Source organism: Pseudomonas helmanticensis, assembly GCF_900182985.1.
Classification (GTDB): domain Bacteria; phylum Pseudomonadota; class Gammaproteobacteria; order Pseudomonadales; family Pseudomonadaceae; genus Aquipseudomonas; species Aquipseudomonas helmanticensis.
In genome coordinates, this window is record NZ_FXUY01000002.1 from 1,415,254 (window position 1) to 1,441,103 (window position 25,850).

23 protein-coding genes, 1 tRNA gene and 1 pseudogene are annotated in these 25,850 nt (G+C 59.8%); 15 read left to right on the top strand and 10 right to left on the bottom strand.

Annotated elements, in window-relative coordinates; all coding sequences use genetic code 11:
* Window positions 1-52: 52 nt before the first annotated feature.
* A complete protein-coding gene (gene pth, locus QOL84_RS29165; protein WP_129395494.1) occupies window positions 53-637 on the top strand; it encodes an aminoacyl-tRNA hydrolase in 585 nt (194 codons plus the stop codon).
* Between the two features lie 22 nt (window positions 638-659).
* Window positions 660-1,760 (top strand): redox-regulated ATPase YchF, encoded by a 1,101-nt coding sequence (gene ychF / locus QOL84_RS29170; protein WP_102356840.1) that lies wholly within the window; start codon window positions 660-662, stop codon window positions 1,758-1,760.
* Between the two features lie 182 nt (window positions 1,761-1,942).
* Here the strand turns inward: ychF and QOL84_RS29175 are convergent, their stop codons facing one another.
* Entirely contained in the window at window positions 1,943-3,160 is a 1,218-nt protein-coding gene (locus QOL84_RS29175) for an MFS transporter (protein ID WP_122599155.1), read from the bottom strand.
* A 440-nt stretch (window positions 3,161-3,600) separates the two neighbouring features.
* Here QOL84_RS29175 and QOL84_RS29180 point away from each other — a divergent pair, with 440 nt between their 5' ends.
* The gene (locus tag QOL84_RS29180; protein ID WP_283439445.1) at window positions 3,601-5,658 is read left to right on the top strand and encodes a methyl-accepting chemotaxis protein; all 2,058 of its coding nucleotides are present in this window, start codon (window positions 3,601-3,603) and stop codon (window positions 5,656-5,658) included.
* Here QOL84_RS29180 and QOL84_RS29185 read toward each other — a convergent pair.
* On the bottom strand, window positions 5,651-6,553 hold the full coding sequence (locus tag QOL84_RS29185; RefSeq protein WP_283439446.1) for a LysR substrate-binding domain-containing protein: 903 nt from the start codon (window positions 6,551-6,553) through the stop codon (window positions 5,651-5,653). The genes QOL84_RS29180 and QOL84_RS29185 overlap by 8 nt on opposite strands.
* 226 nt (window positions 6,554-6,779) lie before the next feature.
* Between QOL84_RS29185 and QOL84_RS29190 the strand changes: the two genes are divergently transcribed.
* The 6 genes from QOL84_RS29190 to QOL84_RS29215 all read left to right on the top strand — a co-directional run bounded on the left by QOL84_RS29190 (window position 6,780) and on the right by QOL84_RS29215 (window position 12,391).
* Window positions 6,780-7,898 (top strand): ABC transporter ATP-binding protein, encoded by a 1,119-nt coding sequence (locus QOL84_RS29190; RefSeq protein WP_283439447.1) that lies wholly within the window; start codon window positions 6,780-6,782, stop codon window positions 7,896-7,898.
* A gap of 15 nt (window positions 7,899-7,913) precedes the next feature.
* Entirely contained in the window at window positions 7,914-8,834 is a 921-nt protein-coding gene (locus tag QOL84_RS29195; protein ID WP_283439448.1) for an ABC transporter permease, read from the top strand.
* Window positions 8,834-9,640 (top strand): ABC transporter permease, encoded by an 807-nt coding sequence (locus QOL84_RS29200; RefSeq protein ID WP_129395501.1) that lies wholly within the window; start codon window positions 8,834-8,836, stop codon window positions 9,638-9,640. The genes QOL84_RS29195 and QOL84_RS29200 overlap by 1 nt, the downstream gene beginning before the upstream one ends.
* A gap of 27 nt (window positions 9,641-9,667) precedes the next feature.
* On the top strand, window positions 9,668-10,714 hold the full coding sequence (locus QOL84_RS29205) for an ABC transporter substrate-binding protein (RefSeq protein ID WP_283439449.1): 1,047 nt from the start codon (window positions 9,668-9,670) through the stop codon (window positions 10,712-10,714).
* A 59-nt stretch (window positions 10,715-10,773) separates the two neighbouring features.
* On the top strand, window positions 10,774-12,228 hold the full coding sequence (locus QOL84_RS29210) for an amidase (protein ID WP_283439450.1): 1,455 nt from the start codon (window positions 10,774-10,776) through the stop codon (window positions 12,226-12,228).
* 86 nt (window positions 12,229-12,314) lie between these two features.
* Window positions 12,315-12,391: transfer RNA gene (locus tag QOL84_RS29215), tRNA-Met, on the top strand.
* 68 nt (window positions 12,392-12,459) lie between these two features.
* On the opposite strand, the gene QOL84_RS29220 is transcribed toward QOL84_RS29215, so the two are convergent.
* Both QOL84_RS29220 and QOL84_RS29225 read right to left on the bottom strand, forming a co-directional pair.
* Complete coding sequence (locus QOL84_RS29220; protein ID WP_283439451.1) at window positions 12,460-12,684, bottom strand: SymE family type I addiction module toxin; 225 nt, start codon at window positions 12,682-12,684, stop codon at window positions 12,460-12,462.
* Window positions 12,685-12,760: 76 nt separating this feature from the next.
* Window positions 12,761-13,159, bottom strand: coding sequence for a helix-turn-helix domain-containing protein (locus tag QOL84_RS29225; protein WP_283439452.1), 399 nt, complete (start codon window positions 13,157-13,159; stop codon window positions 12,761-12,763).
* A gap of 413 nt (window positions 13,160-13,572) precedes the next feature.
* Between QOL84_RS29225 and QOL84_RS29230 the strand changes: the two genes are divergently transcribed.
* The gene (locus tag QOL84_RS29230; RefSeq protein ID WP_283439453.1) at window positions 13,573-14,784 is read left to right on the top strand and encodes an S-type pyocin domain-containing protein; all 1,212 of its coding nucleotides are present in this window, start codon (window positions 13,573-13,575) and stop codon (window positions 14,782-14,784) included.
* A 6-nt stretch (window positions 14,785-14,790) separates the two neighbouring features.
* Complete coding sequence (locus QOL84_RS29235) at window positions 14,791-15,042, top strand: bacteriocin immunity protein (RefSeq protein ID WP_283439454.1); 252 nt, start codon at window positions 14,791-14,793, stop codon at window positions 15,040-15,042.
* Window positions 15,043-15,106: 64 nt separating this feature from the next.
* On the opposite strand, the gene QOL84_RS29640 is transcribed toward QOL84_RS29235, so the two are convergent.
* Complete coding sequence (locus tag QOL84_RS29640) at window positions 15,107-15,319, bottom strand: pyocin S6 family toxin immunity protein (protein ID WP_430458740.1); 213 nt, start codon at window positions 15,317-15,319, stop codon at window positions 15,107-15,109.
* 35 nt (window positions 15,320-15,354) lie between these two features.
* Window positions 15,355-16,467, bottom strand: coding sequence for a DUF2817 domain-containing protein (locus QOL84_RS29240; protein WP_283439455.1), 1,113 nt, complete (start codon window positions 16,465-16,467; stop codon window positions 15,355-15,357).
* A 260-nt stretch (window positions 16,468-16,727) separates the two neighbouring features.
* Between QOL84_RS29240 and ggt the strand changes: the two genes are divergently transcribed.
* On the top strand, window positions 16,728-18,560 hold the full coding sequence (gene ggt, locus QOL84_RS29245; protein WP_283439456.1) for a gamma-glutamyltransferase: 1,833 nt from the start codon (window positions 16,728-16,730) through the stop codon (window positions 18,558-18,560).
* A gap of 67 nt (window positions 18,561-18,627) precedes the next feature.
* Here ggt and QOL84_RS29250 read toward each other — a convergent pair whose 3' ends face one another.
* The 3 genes and pseudogenes from QOL84_RS29250 to QOL84_RS29650 all read right to left on the bottom strand — a co-directional run.
* On the bottom strand, window positions 18,628-19,227 hold the full coding sequence (locus tag QOL84_RS29250; protein WP_283439457.1) for a flavin reductase family protein: 600 nt from the start codon (window positions 19,225-19,227) through the stop codon (window positions 18,628-18,630).
* A 182-nt stretch (window positions 19,228-19,409) separates the two neighbouring features.
* Entirely contained in the window at window positions 19,410-19,970 is a 561-nt protein-coding gene (locus QOL84_RS29645; protein ID WP_371748318.1) for a methyl-accepting chemotaxis protein, read from the bottom strand.
* Window positions 19,950-20,774: pseudogene (locus QOL84_RS29650) on the bottom strand (PAS domain-containing protein); the annotation flags it as partial. The pseudogene QOL84_RS29650 and the gene QOL84_RS29645, both read right to left, overlap by 21 nt.
* A 190-nt stretch (window positions 20,775-20,964) precedes the next feature.
* On the opposite strand from QOL84_RS29650, the gene QOL84_RS29260 reads away from it, so the two are divergent.
* Window positions 20,965-22,335, top strand: a complete 1,371-nt coding sequence (locus tag QOL84_RS29260) for a GntT/GntP/DsdX family permease (RefSeq protein WP_283439458.1) — start codon at window positions 20,965-20,967, stop codon at window positions 22,333-22,335.
* 38 nt (window positions 22,336-22,373) lie between these two features.
* On the opposite strand, the gene QOL84_RS29265 is transcribed toward QOL84_RS29260, so the two are convergent.
* A complete protein-coding gene (locus QOL84_RS29265; RefSeq protein ID WP_283439459.1) occupies window positions 22,374-23,687 on the bottom strand; it encodes an MFS transporter in 1,314 nt (437 codons plus the stop codon).
* Between the two features lie 243 nt (window positions 23,688-23,930).
* On the opposite strand from QOL84_RS29265, the gene QOL84_RS29270 reads away from it, so the two are divergent.
* Both QOL84_RS29270 and QOL84_RS29275 read left to right on the top strand, forming a co-directional pair.
* On the top strand, window positions 23,931-25,349 hold the full coding sequence (locus QOL84_RS29270; protein WP_129395511.1) for a short-chain fatty acid transporter: 1,419 nt from the start codon (window positions 23,931-23,933) through the stop codon (window positions 25,347-25,349).
* Between the two features lie 149 nt (window positions 25,350-25,498).
* Window positions 25,499-25,819, top strand: coding sequence for a hypothetical protein (locus QOL84_RS29275; protein ID WP_129395512.1), 321 nt, complete (start codon window positions 25,499-25,501; stop codon window positions 25,817-25,819).
* The last annotated feature ends 31 nt before the right edge of the window (window positions 25,820-25,850 follow it).

Genomic DNA, 25,850 nt, shown 5'->3' on the forward strand with positions numbered 1-25,850 from the left:
CTTTCCCTGATCGCGGCGATGTTACTCACCACTCAAAGGAAGGGCCCCTATCGTGACTGCCATCAAACTGATCGTTGGCCTGGGAAATCCAGGCGCTGAATACGACCAGACCCGGCATAACGCAGGGGCCCTTTTTGTTGAGCGCATCGCCCAAGCACAGAATGTGAATCTTGTGGCCGATCGCAAATATTTCGGCCTGACCGGGCGCTATTCGCACCAGGGTCAGGATGTTCGTCTGCTGATTCCCACCACCTACATGAACCGCAGCGGCCAGGCCGTGGCGGCACTCGCCGGTTTCTTCCGCATCAAGCCTGAAGAAATCCTCGTGGCGCATGACGAACTCGATCTGCCTCCGGGCGTCGCCAAGCTCAAGCAGGGCGGCGGCCATGGCGGTCACAACGGGTTGCGCGACATCATTGCGCAACTGGGCAATCAGAATACGTTCTACCGCCTGCGGCTTGGCATCGGCCACCCGGGCGTCGCCAGTATGGTTTCAAATTTCGTCCTGGGTCGTGCGCCACGCGCCGAACAGGAAAAACTCGATGCCAGCATCGACTTTGCCCTCGGCGTGCTGCCGGATATCCTCGCCGGTGAATGGAACCGCGCGATGAAAAACCTGCACAGCCAGAAGGCCTGACTCTTATCCGAGGGGAAACACCATGGGATTCAATTGCGGCATCGTCGGCCTGCCTAACGTCGGCAAGTCCACCCTGTTCAACGCCCTGACCAAATCCGGTATCGCGGCCGAGAACTTCCCCTTCTGCACCATCGAGCCGAACAGCGGCATCGTGCCGATGCCGGATCCGCGTCTGGACGCTTTGGCGGCCATCGTCAATCCGAAGCGCATCCTGCCGACCACCATGGAATTCGTCGACATCGCAGGCCTCGTTGCCGGCGCCTCGAAAGGTGAAGGTCTGGGCAACAAGTTCCTCGCCAACATCCGTGAGACCGACGCCATCGCTCACGTGGTGCGCTGCTTCGAAGACGAAAACGTGATCCACGTTTCCAATAGCGTCGATCCGAAGCGCGACATCGAAATCATCGACCTGGAACTGATCTTCGCCGACCTCGACAGCTGCGAGAAGCAACTGCAGAAAGTCGCGCGTAACGCCAAGGGCGGTGACAAGGACGCCGTGGTTCAGAAAGCTCTGCTGGAGCAACTGATCGCGCACTTCACCGAAGGCAAGCCGGCACGCAGCCTGATGAAGAACATGAGCGCTGACGAAAAGGCAGTGATCAAGGGCTTCCACCTGCTGACCACCAAACCGGTCATGTACATCGCCAACGTCGCTGAAGACGGTTTCGAGAACAACCCGCACCTGGACGTGGTTCGCGCCATCGCCGAAGAAGAAGGCGCGATGGTCGTTCCGGTCTGCAACAAGATCGAAGCGGAAATTGCCGAGCTCGATGACGGTGAAGAGAAGGACATGTTCCTCGAGGCCCTGGGCCTGGAAGAGCCTGGCCTGAACCGCGTGATCCGCGCTGGCTACGAAATGCTGCACTTGCAGACCTACTTCACCGCCGGTGTCGAAGAAGTCCGCGCCTGGACCGTCAAAGTCGGTGCCACCGCACCTCAGGCTGCCGGCGTGATCCACACCGACTTCGAGAAAGGCTTCATCCGCGCCGAAGTGATCGCCTACAACGACTTCATCCAGTACAAGGGCGAAGCCGGTACCAAAGAAGCCGGTAAATGGCGTCTGGAAGGCAAGGATTACATCGTCAAGGACGGCGACGTAATGCACTTCCGCTTCAACGTGTAAGCGACACGCCCAAGAAAAAGCCGCGTTTGATACGCGGCTTTTTTGTGCCTGACATTTACTGCCGAAACTATTCCACCTGTGGGAGCGAGCCTGCTCGCGAAGAGGGAGTGTCAGCCACATCTCTGCGGATGACACACCGCATTCGCGAGCAGGCTCGCTCCCACAGTTGGGATTGTGTGGCGTCAGGCCTTTTTGGTGCGTGGCAGGAAAATCGCCAACACGCCAAACAACGGCAGGAACGAGCACAGGAAATACACGTACTCAATCCCGTGCACATCCGCCAGATGCCCCAACAGCGCCGCGCCAATCCCGCCAAAACCAAACATCAAACCGAAGAACACCCCGGCAATCATCCCGACATTGCCCGGCACCAGTTCCTGTGCATAAACCACAATCGCCGAGAACGCCGAAGCCAGAATGAAGCCGATCACCACGCTGAGGACCGTGGTCCAGAACAGATCAACGTGGGGCATCAGCAACGTAAACGGCGCCACGCCGAGGATCGAGAACCAGATCACCGCCTTACGCCCGATCTTGTCGCCAATCGGCCCGCCGAAAAACGTCCCCGCCGCTACAGCGCCCAAGAACAGGAACAAGTGCAGCTGCGAACTGGCCACCGACAGGTCGAACTTCTCGATCAGGTAGAACGTGAAGTAGCTGGTCAGGCTGGCCATGTAGAAATACTTCGAGAACACCAACAGCCCGAGTACCACCAGCGCACTGGTCACCCGCCCTTTCGACAGCCCGTGAGTCGCTGCCTGGCCGGCCTTGAGCTTGAACAGGTTCAAGTGATGGGCGTACCAGCGGCTGATGCGGTACAGCACGAACAACGCAAACACTGCGAACAAACCGAACCACGCCACATTGCCCTGACCGAACGGAATGATGATCGCCGCCGCCAGCAACGGGCCGAACGCGGAACCGGCGTTACCACCGACCTGGAAGGTCGATTGCGCCAGACCAAAGCGTCCGCCGGAAGCCAGCCGCGCAATTCGCGAGGCTTCTGGGTGAAACGTCGAGGAGCCGATACCGATGAGCGCCGCAGCCAGCAGGATCAAGGGAAAACTGCCGACCATCGACATCATCACGATGCCAATCAGCGTGCAAATCGAACCCGCCGGCAACAGCCACGGTTTCGGATGCCGGTCGGTGTGATAACCGACCCACGGCTGCAACAGCGAAGCCGTCAGTTGAAAGGTCAAAGTAATCAGACCGACCTGAGTAAACGTCAGGCCGTAATTGGCCTTGAGCATCGGGTAGATCGACGGCAGCACCGACTGGATCAAGTCGTTGATCAAATGCGCCAGCGCTACCGCGCCGATGATGCGCATCACCAGTGGACTGCTTTGGGGAGCAGCGGGCGCCGAGGCAGCGGCGGTCTGAACGTTGCTGATAGCCATGGAAGTTTCCGGACAGCAGATGGGTGCACACAGGCAGGTGCGTCAATGTGCCATTTTTCAGTGCGTGAGCGCCATCCCCTTAGCCAGCTAACTAACCACCCTGACCGGAATCACACAATCATGTAGGAGCTGCCGAAGGCTGCGATCTTTTGATGTTGTTTTTTAAAAGATCAAAAGATCGCAGCCTTCGGCAGCTCCTACAGGGGGCCGTATTGTTCCGGAAGGTGATAGCGCAACGCCATGGTCTGAATCTTGCCTTGCTTCATCCCTTGAACGCGGCGCCCTTACAAAGGGCACCGACAATGGGAAGTTTCGCTACAGAGCCGGCCTACAGAGCGGGCGAGAGTGAACTTTCGAGGCCTTTTAGCAGGGCACAACATCAACGTCGAACGACCGCGATGCACGCCGTTGGTGCGTGGTGTCCAGAGGAGTCATGGGGCATGCAGGCTTTCCTTTCACCGGGGATCAAATTGCTGGGGCGGTTTGGCTTCGCAGGTAAATTCCAGTTGTTGTTTCTGCTGTTCATTCTGCCGTTGGCCGGCAGCCTGTTGATGATCGGCCAGGATTATCGTGACAAGCTCAATCTGATTTCCGGCGAGCGTGCCGGCGTGCGGCAGTTGCTCGCGCTGGATGCGCTGGACAACCTGCTCGCCGCGCAACGTGACCGTGCCGCCCGTTGGCGCGCCACCGAAACCAATCGCCAACCGACGCCGGCCACCCTCGCCGCCATGGCCGCGTTCGATGCGGTGCAACCGGCCGTGCAGCAAGCCACCACAGATTTGGGCAACGCGCTGAAAAACGAAGGCGCGGAAGGCGAAACCCTCACCCGCTACCAAGCGCTGCAAACTGCATTGAACGGTCTGGATTCGAAAAGCCTCAGCGGTGTCGGTTGGTGGCCGGACGGTTACGACCGTTTCACCAACGCCCTCAGCGCCCTGCAAGCGCTGCGCGAGCAGATCGTCATGGACAATCGCCTGACCCTCGCGCCGTGGCTGGAAACCTATTTGCTGACGCAGATTTCCACGCAGCACGCGCCGGACCTGATCGAACGGGTCGGCCGCCTCGCCGCTGTCGGTCAGGCCTCAGTCGTATCGGGTCAATTCACCCTGCAAAGCCGTCTGCAATTGCGTGACCTGCGCAGCCGCATCGGCGATGCCCGCGAACAACTGGTCAAAACCGCCACACTGCTCGAAGCACGCCTGCCGAAAGATCAACAGAGCTGGGCCAGCCAATACCACGACAGCCTGAAACACCTCGACAGCGGTCTGAAGGTGCTGGATGACGGCGTGTTCGGCGGCAGCATCAATCTCAAACCAGAAGACTTCGAACGCAGCCTCGACGCCTTGCTCAGCGACCTCGCCGCCCTGCGCCAGCAATCACTGGTATCGCTGGACCAACGACTCGATGCCTACCACAGCTCGGCGATCCGTCAGTTCATCCTCGTCGCGGCAATCTTCGGCTGCCTGTTGCTGGCGGCGCTGTATTTGTTCGTCTGCCTGCAAGCCTCGATTCGTCGCAGCGCCAGCGGCATCACCTTACTTGCTGAAGCCCTGCGCGACGGCAACCTCAGCCTGCAAGTGCCGGTGGTAGGCCGAGATGAGTTGGCGGCGATCAGCACCGCACTCAACGTCGCCGTGGTGCAATTACGCACGAGCATGCTCGGCGTCGATCACGAGACCTCGCAGTTGAGCCATGCCGTGCGCAGCCTCAACGAACACTCCAGCGGTGCTCTCGGCGAAGTCGAAGCGCAACAGTTGCAGATCAGCCAGATCGCCGCAGCCGCCACGCAATTGGCCGCGACCTCGCAAGGCGTGGCGCAAAGCTGCGAACAGGCCTCCGGCAGCGCTCAGCACACCCGACGCATCGCCGCCGACAGCAGCCGCGACAGCCAACGCACCACGGCGAGTATTCAGCAGCTCAACCAACGCTTGAACGACACCGCAGCGGCACTGGGCCGGGTCAGTGAGCAAGGCCAGCAGATTCAATTGGTGGTCGACACCATTCGTGGCGTCGCCGAACAGACCAATCTGCTCGCGCTCAATGCGGCCATCGAAGCTGCGCGCGCCGGTGAACAAGGTCGCGGGTTTGCCGTAGTGGCGGACGAAGTGCGCAGCCTGTCGCAACGCACGCAATCGTCGACCGCGCAGATTGCCGGCACGGTCGACAGCTTGCGCGCGACGGTCAACGAAGCCGTGAGTTTGATGGAAGCTGCCTGCGGCCAGGCGCAAACCGATGCCGAGTCGGTCACCGGTCTCGGTGAACGCCTGGGCGAAATCGCCAGCGCCGTGCAGAGCGTCACCGACACCCTCGCACAGATCGCCACAGCAGTTGAAGAACAGGCAAGCACCGCCGATGAAGTCAGCAGCAATATCCAGCAAGTCGATCAGGCCGCCGTACGTTTGCTTGAAGGCGCACGCGCAGTGAATCTGGCCGCAGACACCCTGAGCCAAGGCAGCAAGGCGCTGAGCGACAACACCGCGCGCTTCCGCCTCAGTTGATCACAGCCTCGGGGAAGTCCGTTTCCAGTTCGGCCTTGAGCCATTGAATGAACCACGCCACATCCGCCGAGAGTTCGGCGGACGGCGTCAGCACCCGATAGCTCTCCAGCTTCACCTGAGCGTCGACCGCACGCACCAGTTTGCCGCTGGCGAGTTCATGGCGCACCAACACCTCGTTGGCCAGCGCGATGCCCTGCCCGCTCTCGGCGACTGACAGCGCGTGGTCATTGTTGACGTAGAGCATGTCGGAATTGAGATGGATATCGAGGTCGTGCGCGGCGAACCACAGGTTCCACCATTCGCCGTCATCGACGTGGATCAGTTCGTGGCTGACCAGATCGGCCGGGCTGTTGATCGGTGCAATGCTGGCCAGATACGTCGGCGTGCAGATCGGGAAAACTCGCGGGCAAATCAGCGCCTCCCGTGAGTCGGCATATTGCCCGTCGAGGCCGTAGACGATACCGAGGTCAGCGCTTTTCCCGTCCACTTCGGTGAAGGTCGAGTTCGGCTCGATCGCCAGTTTCAATCCCGGGCGAAGATGCCGCAGCGCTTCGATCCGTGGCATCAACCAGCGCTTGGCAAACCCCGGCACCACCATGATCCGCAACCAGCGCTCGGCATCCCTGGGCTGCGCCTCTTTGCCAGCCTCAATGATCAACTGCAACGCGGCGCTGATCTTGCGGTAGTACTTCTCCCCCGCCGGCGTCAGGTTGACCCCGCGCGAGGTGCGCTCGAACAATTGAATGCCCAACCAGTCCTCGAGCAATTTCACATGCCGGCCAATCGCAGGCTGGGTCACGTGCAGGGCTTTCGAGGCTTCGACGTAGCTGCCCAAACGGGCGGCGGCATCAAAGGCACGCACCGCGTTGAGCGGCGGCAAACGGTGGTCGGGCATGATTCCTGGCACCTTCGGCTGTTAAATTAACTAACACCTGCCATGTTTAAATTGAAGTGTCGCGCCGCGCAACCCCTGGCTGATAATCGAGCCACAGCAGAACAATAAAACAGCTGGTTTCACACCCGAACGCAATCTCGATCCTGCCCAAAAAAATAATATCCATGGCCCGACGACCACGCTTTGCAAAGCGAGTCGCAGGCGATGGGGGAATCGGAGGTAACGCATGAATGCCCTGCATTCGCTGCAAACGCTGGCGGTCTCGATCCGCTCAGTGCGCAAGGTTTACGGTGATCCGCAGACCGGTCCGGTGGCGCTGAAAAGCATCGACCTGGATATCCGCGACAACGAATTCTTCACCCTTCTCGGCCCGTCCGGCTGCGGCAAGACCACGCTGCTGCGGATGATTGCCGGTTTCGAATTTCCCACCGAAGGCGAGATCCTGCTCTACGGCGAGAACATCGCTGATCGCCCGCCGTTCCAGCGTCCGGTCAACACGGTGTTTCAGCATTACGCGCTGTTCCCGCACATGACCATCGCCGAGAACCTGGCCTTCGGCCTCGAATCACAGCCGATGGGCAAAGTCCTGACCAAGGCGCAAATCGCCGAGCGCGTCCGCGAAATGCTGGCGCTGGTGCAGATGGAGCGCTTCGCCAACCGCAAGCCGGCGCAACTGTCGGGCGGTCAGCAGCAACGTGTCGCCCTCGCCCGCGCTTTGGCACCGCATCCGAAAGTGCTGTTGCTCGATGAGCCGCTTTCCGCGCTCGACCTGAAGCTGCGTCAGGCGATGCGCGAAGAGTTGAAAACCATCCAGGCCAAGACGGGCATTACCTTCATCTTCGTCACCCATGACCAGGAAGAAGCGCTGACCATGTCCGACCGCATCGCCGTGCTCTCCGAAGGCGAAGTGCAACAGGTCGGACGGCCAGAGGATATTTACGAACGGCCGCGCAATCGCTTTGTCGCCGACTTCATCGGCGAAACCAATTTCATCGAAGGCACCGTCACTCGTGTCGAGGACGGTTTGGCGTGGTTCGCCGGGCCGGCGGGTCATCCATTGCCGGCGCAACCGTGCAGCGACGTGGCAGTCGGCGCCAGCGTGACCTTGTCGGTGCGACCTGAGCGTCTGCATCTGGTACCAGCGGCTACCGAAACCGCGCTGCCGTGCCGGATCGAAGCGCAGATTTATCTCGGCACTGACCTGCAATATCAGGTCAGCCTCAGCGATGGTTCGCGCCTCACCGTGCGTACGCCCAACTGCGTCGACCAGAGCCTGCGCTTTGCCGTCGGCGCCCAGGCCGGTCTGTTGTTCGACCAGGGCAGCGCCAGCGTCCTGCACGATTGAGCCGGAGGAATTGCCATGCACGCCTTACCGATTGCCAACACGCTGGAGCGGCGCAAAGCCTTTCAGAGTTTTCTCGGGGTCAGCCCGGCGCTGATCGCTATCTGTTTGTTTCTGGTGGTGCCGATTCTGATCGTCATCGGTTATTCGCTGATGGAAGCCAACCCCTACGGCGGGGTCAATAAAGTCTTCAGCAGCGACGCCTACACCTCGCTGCTGTTCGAGCGGCAACTGGACGATAGCCTCGCCTTTGCCGACTCGTATTTGATCATCGCCCTGCGCTCGATCGGCATTGCCGGACTGACCACGATCATCACGTTGCTGATCGGTTTTCCGGTGGCGGTGTGGCTGGCCATGCAGCCGGCGCATCGACGCGGCTTGCTGATCTTTCTGATCACCGTGCCGTTCTGGGCCAACCTGCTGATCCGCACTTACGCGTGGATTCTGCTGCTGCGTAACACCGGGGTGATCAACAACAGCCTGATGGGCATGGGCGTGATCCATGAGCCGTTGCAGTTGCTCTACACCGACGGCGCGGTGCTGCTGGGGCTGGTTTACACCTATGCGCCGTTCGTGGTGTTGCCGATCTACGCGACGCTGGAAAAGATGGATATCCGCCTGCTCGAAGCGGCGCAGGATCTGTACGCCGGACGCATACGCACGTTACGCAAAGTGGTTTTGCCGATCGCCAAGCCGGGCATTCTCGCCGGCGCCATCCTCACTTTCGTACCGTGCCTGGGCGCGATGATCGCCCCGGAACTGCTCGGTGGCGGCACGCGGATGATGCTCGGCAACCTGATCTTCCGGCAGTTCAGCGATGCGCGTAACTGGCCGTTTGGCGCAGCGCTGTCGCTGGTACTGATGGCCGCAGTGATGCTGGTGCTGACCGTTTATGCCCTGCGCGCCGAGCGCCAGCGCATCGCCAAAGGAGCTGTGTGATGATCGGAATTTTCAAACGCAAAGGGCTGGGTGTGCAGGACTTTCCCGGCTTCGGCGGCTTCAGTTTTCTGTTCTATCTGTACCTCTACGCGCCGATCGTGGTGCTGGTGGTGTTCTCGTTCAACGCCAACCAATCGGCAACGGTGTGGACCGGTTTCAGCTTCGACTGGTATCGCGCCGCGTTCGCCAATCAGGCCTTGCGCCAGGCCGCCGGCAACAGCCTGTTGATCGCCGTCTGCGCGAGCATGATCGCCACGGCGATTGCCACTCTCGCCGCCCTCGGCACCTCGCGCGGCGCCAAGTTCAAGGGCCTGCACTTGTCGATGGGCGCGATCATGTTGCCGCTGGTGTTGCCGGAAATTGTCGTCGGTGTCGCGACGCTGGCGCTGTTCTCGACCATCGGTCTGTCGCTGGGCTACGGCAACCTGATCATCGCGCACACGGTGTTCTGCATTCCCTTCGCCTACCTGCCGATTCGTGCACGGCTGAACGATATGGACCTGTCGCTGGAACAAGCCTCGGCCGACCTCTACGCCGGCCCATGGCGAACCTTTCGCAAAGTGACTTTGCCGCTGCTGATGCCGGGGATTTTCTCCGGGCTGATGCTGGCCTTCATCGTCTCGCTGGATAACTTCGTGATCTCGATGATGGTCTCGCAGGCCGGCACCACGACCTTGCCGATTTTCATCTTCGGCCTGCTAAGGATGGGCGTGACACCCGACGTCAACGCCGTGTCGACGCTGATCCTCGGCGTCTCGGTGCTGTTCGTCAGCCTCTCTTACCTGTTGGGCAAAAAGAACGCCTGAACCTTCTACGACCTGTGGGGAAATAGCATGAGCAAGTGGATAAAAAGCATTGGCACTTCGTTGTTCCTGACTGTGCCGCTGGTGATGGCAGGCAGCGTTCAGGCCGCCGAAAATCTCAATGTGGTGAGCTGGAGCGGCTATTTTTCGCCGGAGATTCTCGCCAAGTTCCAGAAGCAGACCGGCATCGAAGTCACCGTCGATTCCTACGATTCCAACGAGACGCTGCTGGCGAAATTGAAACAGGGCGGCGCCGGTTACGACGTGGCGATTCCGTCGCACCAGTTCGTGCCGATCCTGATCAAGGAAAACCTGCTGGAGCGCTTCGACCCGGTCAAAGAGCCGTACTACGCCAGCGTTGTGGATAACCTGAAAAAACCGAGTTGGGATCCGGAAGGCGCGTATTCGGTACCGTTCATCTGGGGCACCACCAGCGTCGTGCTCGACAGCGCCCGCTACAAAGGCCCGGCTGACAGCTACAAGGTTTTGTATGAGCCGCCAGCCGAGTTGCAGGGGCGCATCAACATGTTCGATTCGGTCAGCGACATGGTCGACATGGCCAGCCTCTACCTGAACATTCCGCTGTGCAGCGAAGACCCGAAACAGATGCAGCAAGTGCTGACTTTGCTCAAGGTGCAGAAGCCGTTCGTGAAGACCTATAGCTCCAAGGCCGGCTCGATTCGCGAGAACCTCGCCTCGGGTGAAATCGACATGTCGATGTTCTGGGGCGGTTCGTCGATGCGTGCCCGTGAGATGAAACCGACGCTGAAATACCTCTACCCGAAAGAAGGCGTGCTGGCCTGGGTCGACAACATGGTCATCCCTACCGGCAGCAAAAATCCGGCGAATGCCAAGGCGTTCATCGCCTTCCTCAGCCAACCAGAAAACTCGGCGATGACGCAGAATTTTCTCAAGCACCAGAGCCCGATCAAAGGCGTCGAACCGTTCCTCGACGCGGCGCTCAAGGACGCGCCGGAACTGCACATTCCCGAAGGCACTAACGTGGTGTTCAGCAAGACTTGCGGCGAAGGCGCGATCCGCCTCGCCGACCGTCTCTGGACCAACCTGATGCGTTGATCTCTACCGCCCCGACGCATTGGCGGGGCGTTTTTCCAGCCGTCTGAAAGGCGCTTGCAATGAACTCTAATAACATCAGCGAACTGGTCCTGTTGCAGGCCCATGAGCTCGCCGAACGCATCCGCCTGCGTCAGGTTTCCTGCCGGGAAGTGATGCAGACTTACCTTGCCCATATCGAACGTTTCAACCCGTTGGTCAATGCGTTGATCAGCCTGCAATCACCAGAAAATTTATTGGCCCAGGCCGATGAGCGCGACGCCGAACTGACGCGTGGCGAATACCGGGGCTGGATGCATGGTTTGCCTCATGCGATCAAGGATCTGTCGCTGACCCAAGGCATCCGCACCACGCTGGGGTCGCCGCTGTACAAGGACTTTGTGCCTGAGCGCGATGGGATCATGGTCGAGCGGATCAAGGCTGCTGGGGCGATCATTATTGGCAAGACCAACACCCCGGAATTCGGTCTCGGTTCGCAAAGCTACAACCCGTTGTTTGGCGCCACCGCTTGCGCGTATGACCCGAGCAAAACCGCCGGCGGCAGCAGTGGCGGCGCGGCAGCGGCACTGGCGATGCATCTGGTGCCGGTGGCGGATGGCAGCGACATGATGGGGTCGCTGCGCAATCCGGCGGCGTTCAACAACATTTTTGGCTTTCGTCCGTCGCAGGGTCGCGTGCCGTTTGATGACAGTGCGGATCTGTTTTTTGACCAGCTCGGTTATGAGGGGCCGATGGCACGCAGCGTGAGGGATGCGGCGTTGCTGTTGTCGGTGCAGGCTGGCGGTGATGCTCGGGCGCCGTTGTCCATCGCGGAGTCCGGTGAGGCGTTTGCGGCGCCGCTGGGGCGTGATTTCAAGGGTACGCGTTTGGGTTGGCTGGGCGATTTCAACGGTTATCTGCCGATGGAGCAAGGCTTGCTGTCGCTTTGCGAGAAGACCTTTGGCGACTTTGAAAGCCTTGGCTGCCACGTTGAGTCGGTTGAACCGGGTTTCGCGCCTGAGCGGCTGTGGAGCAGTTGGAGGACGTTGCGGCACTGGATGGTCGCCGGATCCTTGGGCGCCACCTATGCCGATCCGCAGAAACGCGCGTTGCTGAAACCGGAAGCGATCTGGGAAGTGGAAAATGGCTTGAAGCTGTCAGCCAGCGAAGTGTTTGCCGCCTCGGTGGTGCGCAGCGATTGGTATCGGGCTATCTCTCGTCTGTTCGAAAAATACGATTACCTGCTGCTGCCGAGTGCCCAAGTGTTCCCGTTCGACAAAAGCCAACCGTGGCCGACGTCTATCGAAGGCGTGGCGATGGACACGTATCACCGCTGGATGGAGGTGGTCATTCCCGGCACGTTGTCGGGTTGCCCAGTGGCCAACGTCCAGGCCGGATTCAATTCGCAGGGTTTACCGATGGGCCTGCAAATCATCGGCAAGCACCAGGCCGACTTCGCTGTCCTGCAACTGGCGCACGCGTATGAGCAGGCCAGCCGCTGGTTCCAACGCTGCCCTTCGCCGCTGCTCGGCCAGTGATTTTGATAAACGGTTGAAAGCGTAGAAAAATTTTTTAAATTTACGCTTGACGCTTTTCCATTTCAGGGGAATAATGCGCGCCACTTGGCTACATAGCTCAGTTGGTTAGAGCATAGCATTCATAATGCTGGGGTCCGGGGTTCAAGTCCCTGTGTAGCCACCAAGTACTAAAAACGGCTTACCGAAAGGTAGGCCGTTTTTTTATGCCTCGAGAAAAGTCTCGGTGATCTGTTATTCCGCCGTGATCACCAGACACCCTTTCATCACACGCACTCTGACGTTTTCGTTTACCTCGAATCCCGCCTGCCGCAACCACAACCCGCGAAGCCTGATCCAGGGCACCGGTTTGGCGGGGCTGTAGGATTTTTCCTTGGTGTGGACGGGGTAAAAATCAGCGGCGATTTTCAGCCGGCGTTCAGTGATGGGGGTTGATGTCGTATGATTGGTTTTAGCCATGGTTCAGCTCCTTTTAAGCTGCTTTGTGGTTAGCGGGGCCAGGGTGTTTGCGCACCTTGGTTCCGCGTTCTTTGGGTTACTTCAAATTTCTTTTTTCTTCGTCGCTCGCTTTGGTCGCTGCCTGTGCGATCAGGGCGTCGAGCATCTGCGCAACGACCTTCTGTTGGACCTTCGAAAGCTCATTGATGGACTGCAGTCGTCGATACCACGTCGAGGTCAGGCTGCGTCTGGGCGTCTCCGTGTACGAGGGAACCCCGAGCAGGTCTTCAACAGGCACGCGAAGCGCAAACGCCATCTTCACCAGCGTCGTGACCGGCATACTGCGCGTGCCCTCCTCGTAACCCTGAAAGGTTTGCCGGGAAAGACCTAAGGCCCGTGCAAACCGAGTCTGTGTGATCTCGTGCACTGTGCGTAAGTGAGCAATACGACTGCCCATCGCCACCAGAAAATCGCGATCCTCATTGGAAACACTCATGACAATGGCCGACTGAAAATAGAGTTGAATGGCAACGGACTCATCCTTTTCATCTGAAATCCATCCTGGAAAAAACGATAGAAACCATCCTCAGGTAAAGGCGCGTAAGTTGTCGACCTGAAAAGTCTGTAGGAGAAATGCACACTACCCCGCCATCCAAACCGAAGGACTACAAGCGCGAAACACCGCTGGTTAATCTGTATCAATCGCCAAATCAACAGACCGAGAGAGCGCTGTAGGAAACGGATTCGATCCAGGTACGAATTGGATTTTTCGTAAATCCAGGCGCATAAAACTCACCCCTGCGGTTTGCCCGAAATCCCCACTGACCGACAAGCTTCCCTGGCTCGATTCAAGGCCATACAGGGAGTTGTCGTGGCTCGATTCAAATCTATCTTCGATGAAGACTGGCCTTGGAAACGTCCGAGATGGAGCGGCTCGTGGGCCGCATGGAGTCCGCCTCCCCACCGGAGCCGGTTTACATCGAAAAGGATGAATGGCCAACGCCCAAGCCCCGCGAAAGTCAGGTGTTCGCCAAGTCCTGCACGCCGGGTAACTGGTGCCGAACGGACGCCGGCACGCTGCCCGAATCTGCCGCCAACTTCGGCAAGATCATGGTCGCGGGGGCCATGCTCTTTCCGTCAGCCAGCACCGCTGTCGCGACGGCGATAGGTGCCGATCTGGCCTTGGGCCGTTTAGCCGGCGGCGGGATTCTGCAACAACGCCTCAACTGGGCCATTCGCGGCGCGGGCGGGCCGGCCAGCGTGTTCATCCTCGGGATGCTGCCGACCAGGATGGGCGACGGCACGCTGCACACCGATGACGAATTACGCCGCATGACCCGCGCCACCACCCGCGTTCGCTTCCAGTTCCGGCGTGACGTCGAAGGGGTCATGCAGGTCTACGGCATCCACACCGGCGCCTCGGGCGATGACTCGGTGCGTACCGTCAAAGTCGCGTGGAACAGCGACAAGACCGCCATGGAGGCCAAGCTCAACGGCATCACGATTTTGTGGACGCCGCAACGCGGGCCACTCGGTGCAATGCCGCCGCTGGTCTATCCCGATCACGGCGAGCAACTGAACACGATCCTTGTTCATCCGATTCCCGAGAACACGGATACCCAGATAGAAGGCCTGCCCGGCGAGGACATGACTGCCGAGGATTGTATTCTGGTGTTCCCGGCGGACACTGGGCTGAAGTCGCTGTATGTAGTGTTTTCGAGGCCGGCCAGACTGACGCCGGGTATGGTGACTGGGATTGGTGAGGATGTTCCGGGGATATGGCTTGCTGGGGCGGGAACGGGGATCGGCGCGCCGATTCCGACACGGATTGCGGACAGGCTGAGGGGACGGGAGTTTTCAAGCTTCGATGCATTTCGGAAAGCATTCTGGCAGGCCGTGCGGGATGATCCAGCGTTGTTTGATCAGTTCAACGTGGATGCCCAAGATCGTCTAATGTCAGGCAACGCACCCGCGGTTCGGGATAGCGAAGCTGTAGGTACGCGCGGTGTATTTGAAATACACCATATCGAGCGGGTCGTAGACGGCGGCGCTGTCTACGGCATAGATAACCTCCGCATCAACACCCCTAGAAATCACATCAGCCAACACAAGAAACAGTGAACGCACATGGTAAAAATATCTGAATACACTGAAGCCGAATTTATCCGCTTCATCGAAAAAATACGGGAAACCAACAAAGGTGGATCGGATACGGAGCTTGGTGAACTGCTGGCACGGTTCAGGACGCTTACCGGTCACCCGGATGGAACCGACCTGATTTTTTATCCAGAGCCTGGAGCAAACAACTCTGCTGAGGGCATTGCGAAGACTGTAAAAGAGTGGCGCACAGCGAATGGACTGCCTAGTTTCAAGCAGTGAGCCCTCTGCAAAATGATCAGGGCCCAAGGTGAGTTTTCCCGTAATCAGTGGTTTTTACCCAGACTCAAATCCAGACAACTCTTTGCAGTAGTCCTATAGAGTATTCCAAGTCATGATTGAGGGGGTCATTGAGTAACCTCAAAACAACCAGAAATTGATCTTGGGTTAGCTGGTTTTCGCCCATCGGAACGTCCGCTAATGATGCCCATCTCATAGCGGTGAGTACTGCCGACTCTAGAGACCAGCTAGCCTTCCATCGATGCCGAGCCGTTAGCATCGATGGTCATGGAGCCCCCCTAGCTGAGGCTGGACCTATTCAGAGTCCTCTGTGACCAACGATGCCAACCCCTTCGCCCAAATCTGCCGAGTCCGCAGCCCCACCATCGCCCGCCAATCCGGATCGGCCGGATAAAACTGCTCCAGCAAATTCACTTTGATCCCCCTCCCCGTCGCGTCCAGCGGATCGCCATGCAGATGCAGCCAATGGTCATCGCGCAAATGCCGATGCACATCCGGCCCCGGATACGTCCCGCACTCGATCACGAACGGCATTAACCGCACGTCCGGTAGAGCATTGAGCAACGCCTGCGAGGTGTACCCCGTAGCCGTCGCTGCCACACCGGTTTCGCTCAAGGTGTCGGCGCCAGTGTGCAGCGTGTAAAGCCATGGGCCATAAATTGCCTGGGCCTGCGCGAGTGCCGGGTACGGCGCCTGGGTAATCGTCAGCAACATCGGATGGCCGTACTCACCAGCGCCAGTGTGCAGGTCAAAACACATCACGGTTTCAGCGCCAGCCAGATGCGTTTCGATGATTTGATGCAGCGTGCGGTACGACCAACTCGGCGCACGGCCACCGTAAAACAGCCCATCGGGATGACTGTGCTGACCGCCCTCGACAATCGACATCACCGCTGGCCAGCCGTGTTCGTTGATCTGCGCATCGAGCAAGGCATCGGCGCGTTGGCGCTCGGGGCCATGCAGATCGGTGCAGGCGTAGATGTCATGCAGTGCGGCGTAAGCGCGGTTATCAGGTAGCGGCCCGGTGAAATCCAGGTGATTGCGGTTGAGGTCGATGTTGTCTTCGTTGACCCGGCGTAACCACGCAGTACCCCATGGGTTGATCAGGTGAACCATCACCACCGCGACATCCTTGGGCAGCGAACCAGGTTCGAATGCCTTCAGCCACTCGATCTGACAGTCCGAGCCGTAGTAGCCCTCGACTCCGTGCGTGCCGCTGAGCGCTACCAGTCGGCGTTTGGCCTGCGGATCGCCGAGCACGGCGACGTCGGTGCTCAGGGGTTCACCAAAGGGGCCGCAACGTGGATGTGCGTAGGAGGTGAGCGTGGCGCCGGCGGCATGGGCGGCGGCGAGGAACTGTTCGCGTTGATCGCGGTAGCTGGATTCAGTGGGGAACTCGCTGTGCATATCGGTCTCTTGTTGATCTTGTAATTGTAGGCCTTCGCCTGCTCGCGATAGCGGTGGTTCAGTCAGCAATGATGTTGAATGTGATGACGCTATCGCGAGCAGGCTCACTCCTACAAGGGGACGTGTGCGGTCGATCGATTGCGGTTGACCCTAGCGAACATCCGACCTGAAAAGAAAGACAAAAATGCCCACCGGTTTGCGTCGCGACCGAGCGGTCGATAAAGTCCCTGAGACTTTTATCCCACGGACGGAGAGCCCGCGTGTTTTCAGCCTTGCCCTTGAGCCGCTTTCGCCTGCCTGCCCTGACGCTGATCATCAGCGCCCTGACCCTCACCGCGTGCAACGCCCCGCCCTCCTCGACTTTACCGCTGGCACCAGAAGCCGCGTCCGGTTTCCGCACCGATCTGCAAACCCGTCACGCCAGCCAACACATGGCTGCGGCTGCCAATCCATTGGCCGCTGAAGCAGGTCGCGAGATGCTGCGTCAGGGCGGTTCGGCGATTGATGCGGCGATTGCGATGCAAGCGGTGCTGACCCTGGTGGAGCCGCAATCGTCCGGGATCGGCGGCGGCGCGATGATCGTGTTGTGGGACGGCAAACAGGTGCGCACGTATGACGGTCGCGAAACTGCACCGGCCGGCGCCACCGAGAAGCTGTTCTTGCGCGCGGACGGCCAGCCGATGTCGTTCCCGCAGGCGCAGATCGGTGGTCGCTCAGTCGGTACGCCGGGTGTATTGCGCGCACTGGAGATGGCACATCAACAACACGGTCGCCTGCCATGGGCGAAGCTGTTTGAACCGGCGATCAAACTGTCGGAGCAAGGTTTTGCGATTTCGCCGCGTTTGCATTCGTTGCTGGAAGCAGACCCGGTGATCCGCCAGTCGCCGGACATGGCCAAATACTTCCTCAACGCTGATGGCAGCGTCAAAGCCGTCGGCACGCGCCTGCAAAACCCGGCGCTGGCCGCCGTGCTCAAACGCATCGCCAACGAAGGCTCCGATGCGTTGTACAAAGGCCCGATCGCCGATGAAATCGTCGCCAAGGTGCAAGGCCACGCCAACCCCGGCAGCCTGACGCTGAACGATCTGCAGCGCTATCAGGCCAAAGAACGTCCGCCGCTGTGCACCGATTACAAACGCTGGCAGGTTTGCGGCATGCCGCCACCGTCGTCGGGCGGGATCGCCGTGGCGCAGATTCTCGGTACGTTGCAAGCGCTGGAAACCCGCGACCCACGCCTTTCCCTGACACCGCTCAAACCAGTGAAAACCGACAAGCCGGCCGGCATTGAACCGGATCCGCAAGCCGTGCATTTGATCGCTGAAGCGGAACGTCTGGCCTACGCCGACCGCGCGCAATACGTCGCCGACACCGACTTCGTGCCGGTGCCGGTCAAAGGCCTGGTCGACCCGGGTTATCTCACCAGCCGCGCCAGCCTGATCGGCGAACGCAGCATGGGCAGCGCCAAACCGGGCACACCGCCGGGCGTACAGGTTGCCTACGCGCCGGACCGCTCGCCGCTGCGCATTTCCACCTCGCAAGTGGTCGCGGTAGATGACCTCGGCGGCGCCGTGTCGATGACCACCACCATCGAAGCCGCGTTCGGTTCGCACCTGATGGTTCAGGGCTTTCTGCTCAACAACCAGATGACCGACTTCTCGTTCATCCCCGAAGAGAACGGCCAGAAAGTCGCCAACCGCGTCGAGCCGGGCAAACGTCCGCGCTCGTCGATGGCGCCCACGCTGATCTTCGATCGCCACAGCGGCGAATTCGTCGCCACGGTCGGCTCGCCGGGCGGTTCGCAAATCATCGAATACGTAGCGAAAACCACCGTCGGCCTGCTCGACTGGAACCTCGACCCGCAAAGCGCCATCAGCCTGCCCAACTTCGGCAGCCGCAATGGACCGACCGAACTGGAACAAGGCCAGTTCAGCCCGGCGCTGATTCAGGCGCTAAAAGACAAAGGGCATGCGGTGAATGAAATCGACATGACCAGCGGCACCCAGGCCATCGTGCGGGTCAAGGATGCGCAGGGGACAGCGTCGCTGGAAGGTGGCGCGGATCCACGGCGTGAAGGGGAAGCGTTGGGGGATTGAGGTTACGAGACAAAAAGAAAAGGCTTACCGCGAGGTAGGCCTTTTTTCATGTAAGCCGGTCCGCTCTTCAAACCGACAACGTCTTGCCATCCACCGCATCACCAATCTTCAGGAAATGCCCACCCGCCACGTGGTGCAAGGTGCGCAAACCGTCATGCCCTTCGAAATGCCAGTGCCCTTCGCTGAACACGCGTTCATCGGCGTGGGCGGCGATGACTTCGGCGAGGAACAGGTCGTATTGCTCGTGATTGCGCGGCTCTGGCAGCAAGCGGCATTCGAGCCAGGCAACGCAGCCGTCGAGCAGCGGCGCTTCGACTTTTTCGCCATTGAAGGTCTGTAAGCCGTACGCCTGAAACTTGTCTTGTCCTTGGGTTTGGGTGATTTCGAGGCCCGAGGTATTGCCGACGGTTTGCACGATGTCGGCCTGATTGACGCAAGGGACGTTGAGCACGAAGGTGCCGGAGGCTTCGAGCAGTTGCCGGGTCCAGGTGGATTTATCGAGGACGACGGCAACTTTCGGTGGTTCGAAGTCCAATGGCATTGCCCAGGCGGCGGCCATGATGTTGCGCTGGCCGTCGTGGGCGGCGCTGACCAGTACGGTCGGCCCGTGATTGAGCAAACGGTAGGCTTTGTTCAGGGGCACCGGGCGGCGGTGGGAATCGCTCATGGGATCTGCTCCGGGGGAAAAGGAGCAGATTGTAGCGCCAGCACCGAAACACCGGCAGGTGAAAACTCTGTAGGAGCTGCGGCACGCTGCGATCTTTTGATCTTGATGTTGCTTCTCGGAGTCAACATCAAAAGATCGCAGCCTCGTTGCACTCGACAGCTCCTACAGGGGTTGGGTGGAGATTAGTGGGAGAGTTGGTTGGCGAACTGGCCGACGGCGTTGACGACTTTCTGCGCACCGTCCTGAATCTCGACGATTACCGTGCCCGCCTCTGCCGCCAGCGCGAGGCCTTGTTCGGCCTGGAGCTTGCCGTCGGTCATCAGCGCCACAGCGTTGCGCGCCATTTCCTGGTTCTGCCGCACCACGGTGACGATCTCTTCGGTCGCCTGACTCGTGCGCGACGCCAGTTGTCGCACTTCGTCGGCCACCACGGCAAAACCACGGCCCTGCTCACCGGCGCGCGCCGCCTCAATGGCAGCGTTGAGCGCCAGCAGGTTGGTCTGTTCGGCGATGCCACTGATGGTTTTGACGATCGTGCCGATCACCTGCGACTGCTCGTTCAGTGCCTCGATGCCCTCACCCGCCGCCTGCATGTGCCGCGACAGATCACGCATCACATTCACCGCCTCAGTGACCACGGTGGTGCCACGTTGCGCGGTGCTGTCGGTTTGCTGCGAGGTGCTGTAGGCAATGCTCGCGGCGTCGGCGACGGCTTGCTCGCGGTTGACCTGATCGGTGATCACCGTGGCGAATTTCACCACTTTGTAGAGTTTGTCGTTGGCATCGACCACAGGATTGTACGAAGCCTCCAGCCACACCGTACGACCATGGCTGTCGACACGCTTGAAGCGGTCAGCGACGAACTCGCCGTTGTTCAAACGCCGCCAGAAGTTCTGATACTCGGCGCTGTTGTATTCCTCCGGAGCGCAGAACGTGCGGTGATGTTTGCCCTTGATCTGCGCCAGGCTGTAACCCATGCCGCTGAGGAAGCGATCGTTGGCGTTCAGCACATTGCCGTTGAGGTCGAACTCGATCACCGCAGTCGAACGCACCAACGCACCGATCAGGTTTTCGTGTTCACGGGAGGCTTCGATGGTGCGGGTCAAGTCGCTGGCAAAGATCGAGATGTGTTTGATTCGCCCGTCCGATGAGCGCACCGGTTGCACGATCGAACGCAACCACGCTTCGTCACCATTGCCGCGCAGCAGGCGGATGGCACCGGCAAAATGTTCGCCGCGGGTCATGGCATTCCGAAAGCGGTGGTGGAATTCGTCGGACTTCACGTGTGGCGGAACGATGTCCTCAATCAGTCGACCGACCAGGTCCTGACTCTTGTAGAGCATCTCGGTGAGGAAGTTCTGGTTGACCGACTGAATGCGCCCGTCGGGCTCAAGGTTCAGCACCAGCATCTCGCTTTCCAGGCTTTCCTTCACTTGCACAAGGCTGGAGAGTTCTTCACGAAGAGCGGCCAGCTCTTGCTTCAGGCGTTTGTTGAACATGGGGAAGTACCGATGGGCAGGAGAGAAAGCGGGATGCAGCCTAACCATCGGCCTTGAAAATCTTTTCTGAAGAGCGCTTGCGACCGGTCAGTCAAAAATAATCGCAATAGGCCACTGGTCTCATTCGTAACCTGCTCAGCCGATACAAAACCCAGCGCTCTGGCCCGGCCATATCAGGTATTCTCAAAACAAATTGCAACAACATGTTGCCGGTATTCGCCCGATAAGGAGTTCCGTTTTGGATTTATCGACCGCTGCCTGGATGTTTCATGACACCCGCCTGATTCTCTGCTGCCTGCTGGCCATTGCGACGATCATCGTGTTGATCAGCGCGACTAAACTGCCGCCCTTTCTTTCAATCCTGATCGGCACTTTCATCGCGGGTGTCGGCGCCGGTTTACCGCCCGAAGACGTGGCCAAGGCGTTCAGCAAAGGCGCCGGGGCGATTCTCGGTGAAGCGGGGATCATCATTGCGCTGGGTTCGATGCTCGGTGCGCTCATGGCCGAATCCGGCGCCGCCGACCGCATTGCCTCGACCTTGCTCGGGCTGGGCAAAGGCAAGTCTTTGCCGTGGGTCATGGCGCTGGTGGCGATGGTGATTGGCCTGCCGCTGTTTTTTGAAGTGGGGCTGGTGATGATGGTGCCGATCATCTTCGTCATGGCTCGCCGTTCGGGGCAGCCGCTGTTGAAAATCGCGATTCCGGCGCTGGCCGGGATGACCACGCTGCATGCGCTGATGCCGCCGCATCCCGGGCCGTTGATCGCCGTCAGCGCTTTGCATGCCGACCTTGGGCTGACCATGTTGCTGGGTTTCAGTATCGCCATCCCGGCGGTGATTCTGGCCGGGCCGCTGTACGGCAATTGGCTGTCGAAACGCATGCACGTCGATGAGCCGGCTGAGCTTGGCGCCCTGTTCAGTGCGCCGCCGAAAGCACTGCGCCAACCGAGTTTCGGCATGTCGCTGCTGATCATTCTGCTGCCGGTGCTGCTGATGCTCGGCAGCACTTTGGCGAAAGTCGCGATGAGTCCCGAAAGCAGCGTCGCCCTGACCCTGAAATTTCTTGGTGAACCGTTGGTGGCGCTGGGCATTGCCGTAATGGCGGCGGTGATCTGCCTCGGCTGGGCCAATGGCATGCCGCGTGAAGACGTCGGCGGCACACTGCGCAAAAGCCTCGCGCCGATTGCCGTGTTGTTGCTGACGATTGGCGCCGGCGGTGGCTTGAAGCAGACTTTGCTGGATGCTGGCGTCAGTCAGACCATCAGCAAAGTCGCTGAAGGCGCGCACATGCCGTACCTGCTGCTGGCCTGGCTGATTGCCGTGGCCTTGCGTCAGGCCACAGGCTCGGCGACGGTGGCCACGACCACGACGGCGGGGATTCTGGCGCCGATGATGGCGGGCCTCGCCGCAACGCAGAGTTCGTTGGTGGCGTTGGCGATTGGCGCCGGCTCCGTGTTCTTCTGCCACGTCAACGACGCCGGCTTCTGGATGGTTCGCGAGTATTTTGGTTTGCAGCTGAAACAGACGATCTGGGTCTGGTCGATCCTGCAAACCATTGTCTCGGTGGTGGGCTTGATCGGGACGTTGCTGTGGTGGCACTGGTTAACCTGACGGCCTCGGCGGGTTGGCGCCGAAGCCGCTGACCCGCTTCAGGAACAGGGCGCCACGGACCGGCTGCCGACACGCGGCATGCGCGAACCGAAATACGCCGCGCTGACAATGCCGACCACCCCCATCACCGCGCAGAACATCACACAGATCCACGGACTCCACGGCATCAGACCGATCAGCAACAGCGGCGTGATACTCGCCCAGATCGCGTAGGCAATGTTGTAGGTAAAGGAGATGCCTGAGACGCGAATACGCGCCGGGAACAAACCGACCATCACCGACGGCACCGCGCCGACCACGCCGCATGCGAGGCCCGCTATGGCGTAAGCGAGACCAATCCACTCGCCACCGCTGATCAGGCAACCGTAAAGCACACCAATCCCCAATGGCAGCAACAGGCTGTACAGCATGACCGTGCGCCAGGCGCCGAGACGATCGACCAGCAACCCCGCGATCATGCAGCCTACGTTGAGGAAGACAATGCCCAGCGCGCTGAGGGCGAAGGTGTGGCTGGCAGTCATGCCGAAGGTTTTCTGCATCATGGTCGGCGTGATGACCACAAACACCACCACTGCCGAAGTCAGCACGCAGGTCAGCAACATCGCCGGCAGCATCGCCAGGCGATGCTCGCGCAGCACCGTGCGCAGCGGCAATTCAACGCGCGCCTCGCGCTGCGCCTCCATCGCCATGAACACCGGAGTTTCGCTCAACCAGCGACGCAGATAGACGCCGATCACACCGAACACGCCGCCGAGCAGGAAGGGATAGCGCCAAGCGTAATCGAGGATTTCAGCAGGCGTGAAGACTTGTGCGAGAAAGGTCGCGGTCAATGCGCCAATCAGATAACCAAAGGTCAGCCCGGCCTGCAAAAAACCCAAGGCATAACCGCGATGCCCGGTTGGCGCATGCTCGGCGACGAACACCCAGGCGCTCGGCACTTCACCGCCGACCGCCGCACCCTGGAGGATGCGCAGCGCCAGCAGCAACAGCGGCGCGAAGTAACCGATCTGTGCGTAGGTCGGCATGATGCCGATCAGCAGGCACGGCAGCGCCATCATCAGGATGCTCAGGCTGAAGACCTTTTTACGTCCCAGCCGATCAGCGAAATGCGCCATCAGGATCCCGCCCAGCGGCCGCGCCAGATAGCCGGTGACGAAAATCCCGAAGCTTTGCAGCAAGCGCAACCACTCGGGCATTTCCGGCGGGAAGAACAACTGGCTGAGGGTCAGGGCGAAGAAGACGAAAATGATGAAATCGTAGATTTCCAGCGCACCGCCAAGGGCCGCAAGGCCGAGGGTCTTGTAGTCGGAGCGGCTGAACGGCGCAGGTTTGGCCGGGGATTGGGCAGTCATGGCAAAGAACTCTGAATCAGGCAAAAAACCAAGGCGCCCATGGTCTACGCAAATGCGCGGATGGACAACCCGTTAGACCATAGTCCCGGTTTTGCAAAAGCTGCTCACAAATCGTCTTCGCTTGATTTACTGTTGAAGCCTGTCCAGCCAGGTGAAACCCACCGACCTCGAGCCGAGCCGGGAACCTTGTAGGAGTGAGCCTGCTGGATCAAAAAATAACCATAAAAATCCGAGGTACTCCCTGTGGCCGTTGATATCGAAGATAGCCGCTCTGCGCGCTTTGCCCTGCGCTGTTCAAGTTTTGCCGAACGCTGGTTTCCCGATTCCTGGGTATTCGCCGCGCTGGCGGTGATCATCGTGGCAGTCGCCACACTGGCCATGGGTGCGAAACCCACCGATGCCGCGATGGCCTTCGGTGACGGCTTCTGGAGCCTGATCCCGTTCACCATGCAGATGGCTTTCGTGGTGATTGGCGGCTACGTGGTCGCCAGCTCGCCACCCGCGGTGAAGCTGATCGACCGGTTGGCACGCATCCCCAAGAACGGCCGTTCCGCCGTGGCCTGGGTGGCGCTGATCTCGATGGTCGCGTCCCTGCTCAACTGGGGCCTGTCGCTGGTGTTCGGCGGTTTGCTGGTCCGCGCCCTCGCCCGCCGCACCGATCTGAAAATGGACTATCGCGCCGCCGGGGCCGCTGCTTACCTGGGCCTCGGCGCGGTATGGGCGCTGGGCCTGTCGTCGTCGGCCGCGCAGTTACAGGCCAACCCGGCCAGCCTGCCGCCATCGATCCTGTCGATCACCGGGGTGATTCCGTTCACCGAAACGATTTTCCTCTGGCAGTCCGGGGTGATGTTGCTGGCGCTGATCGTGGTCTCGATCATCATCGCCTACGCCACCGCTCCCGGCCCGAATTCAGCGCGTGACGCCAAGGCCTGCGGTATCGACCCGGCTTTCAACCTGCCGCCACTGCAACCGCGCACCCGCCCCGGTGAATGGCTGGAACACAGCCCGCTGCTGATCATCGTGCTGGTGCTGCTGGCGGCGGGATGGCTGTTTCACGAGTTCTCGACCAAACCGGCGATCACCGCGATTTCCGGGCTGAACACCTACAACTTCCTGTTCATCATGCTCGGCGCGCTACTGCACTGGCGCCCGCGCAGCTTCCTCGATGCCGTGGCTCGCGCCGTGCCGACCACCACTGGAGTGCTGATCCAGTTCCCGTTGTACGGTTCGATTGCCGCGCTGATGACCACGGTCAAAGGTGGCGATGCGCAGACGCTGGCGCACCACATCTCGACCTTCTTTGTCAGCATCGCTTCGCACGATACTTACGCGCTGTTGATGGGTGTGTACTCGGCGATTCTCGGTTTCTTCATTCCATCCGGTGGCGGCAAGTGGATCATCGAAGCGCCGTATGTGATGCAGGTCGCCAATGATCTGCAGTATCACCTCGGCTGGGCGGTGCAGATCTACAACGCCGCCGAAGCGCTGCCGAACCTGATCAACCCGTTCTACATGCTGCCGCTGCTGGGTGTACTGGGGTTGAAAGCGCGGGACCTGATCGGTTTCTCGTTCGTGCAACTGCTGGTGCACACGCCGCTGGTGCTGCTGTTGCTGTGGGCATTGGGGACGACACTGGCATATACGCCGCCGGTGATGCCGTAACCAATAAAACTTTCCGACAGCCTGTTAACCCTCTTCTTACAAAGTCCGTTGCACTGTCCCACGCCTCCCGTGGAACAGTGCTGACTTTGCCAACCCTCATCTTCGTTTAGCTTGTCTCGGCTCAATCACCCCTGTTTAAGGAAGAACCGATGACCCCGATATCCAAGACGCTGGAACAGCTGATCAACGACATTTATCAGGATGGCAGCGTTTCCGTAGTCGAGTATAAAACCCTGCGAGATGATGCCGACCGCCGCATGGATGCCGTCGTGCGTGAGTTTGGTCAGCACAACAACCTGACGGCTTTTCAGAAAGCTATGGATGTAGCCATGCAACTGCTGCAGACCGCTGTCATCGATGCGAAGAAAGCCAAACTGACCGATACCGGCGAAGCCATTGTCAGGGACGCAGTAACCGCTCAGGTCGAATACCTGCGGGCTGGCAGCGAGCTTTCGTTGCGTCTCCTTTAACCCGCGCGCCCATCATGCGTCGTGTGAGCCA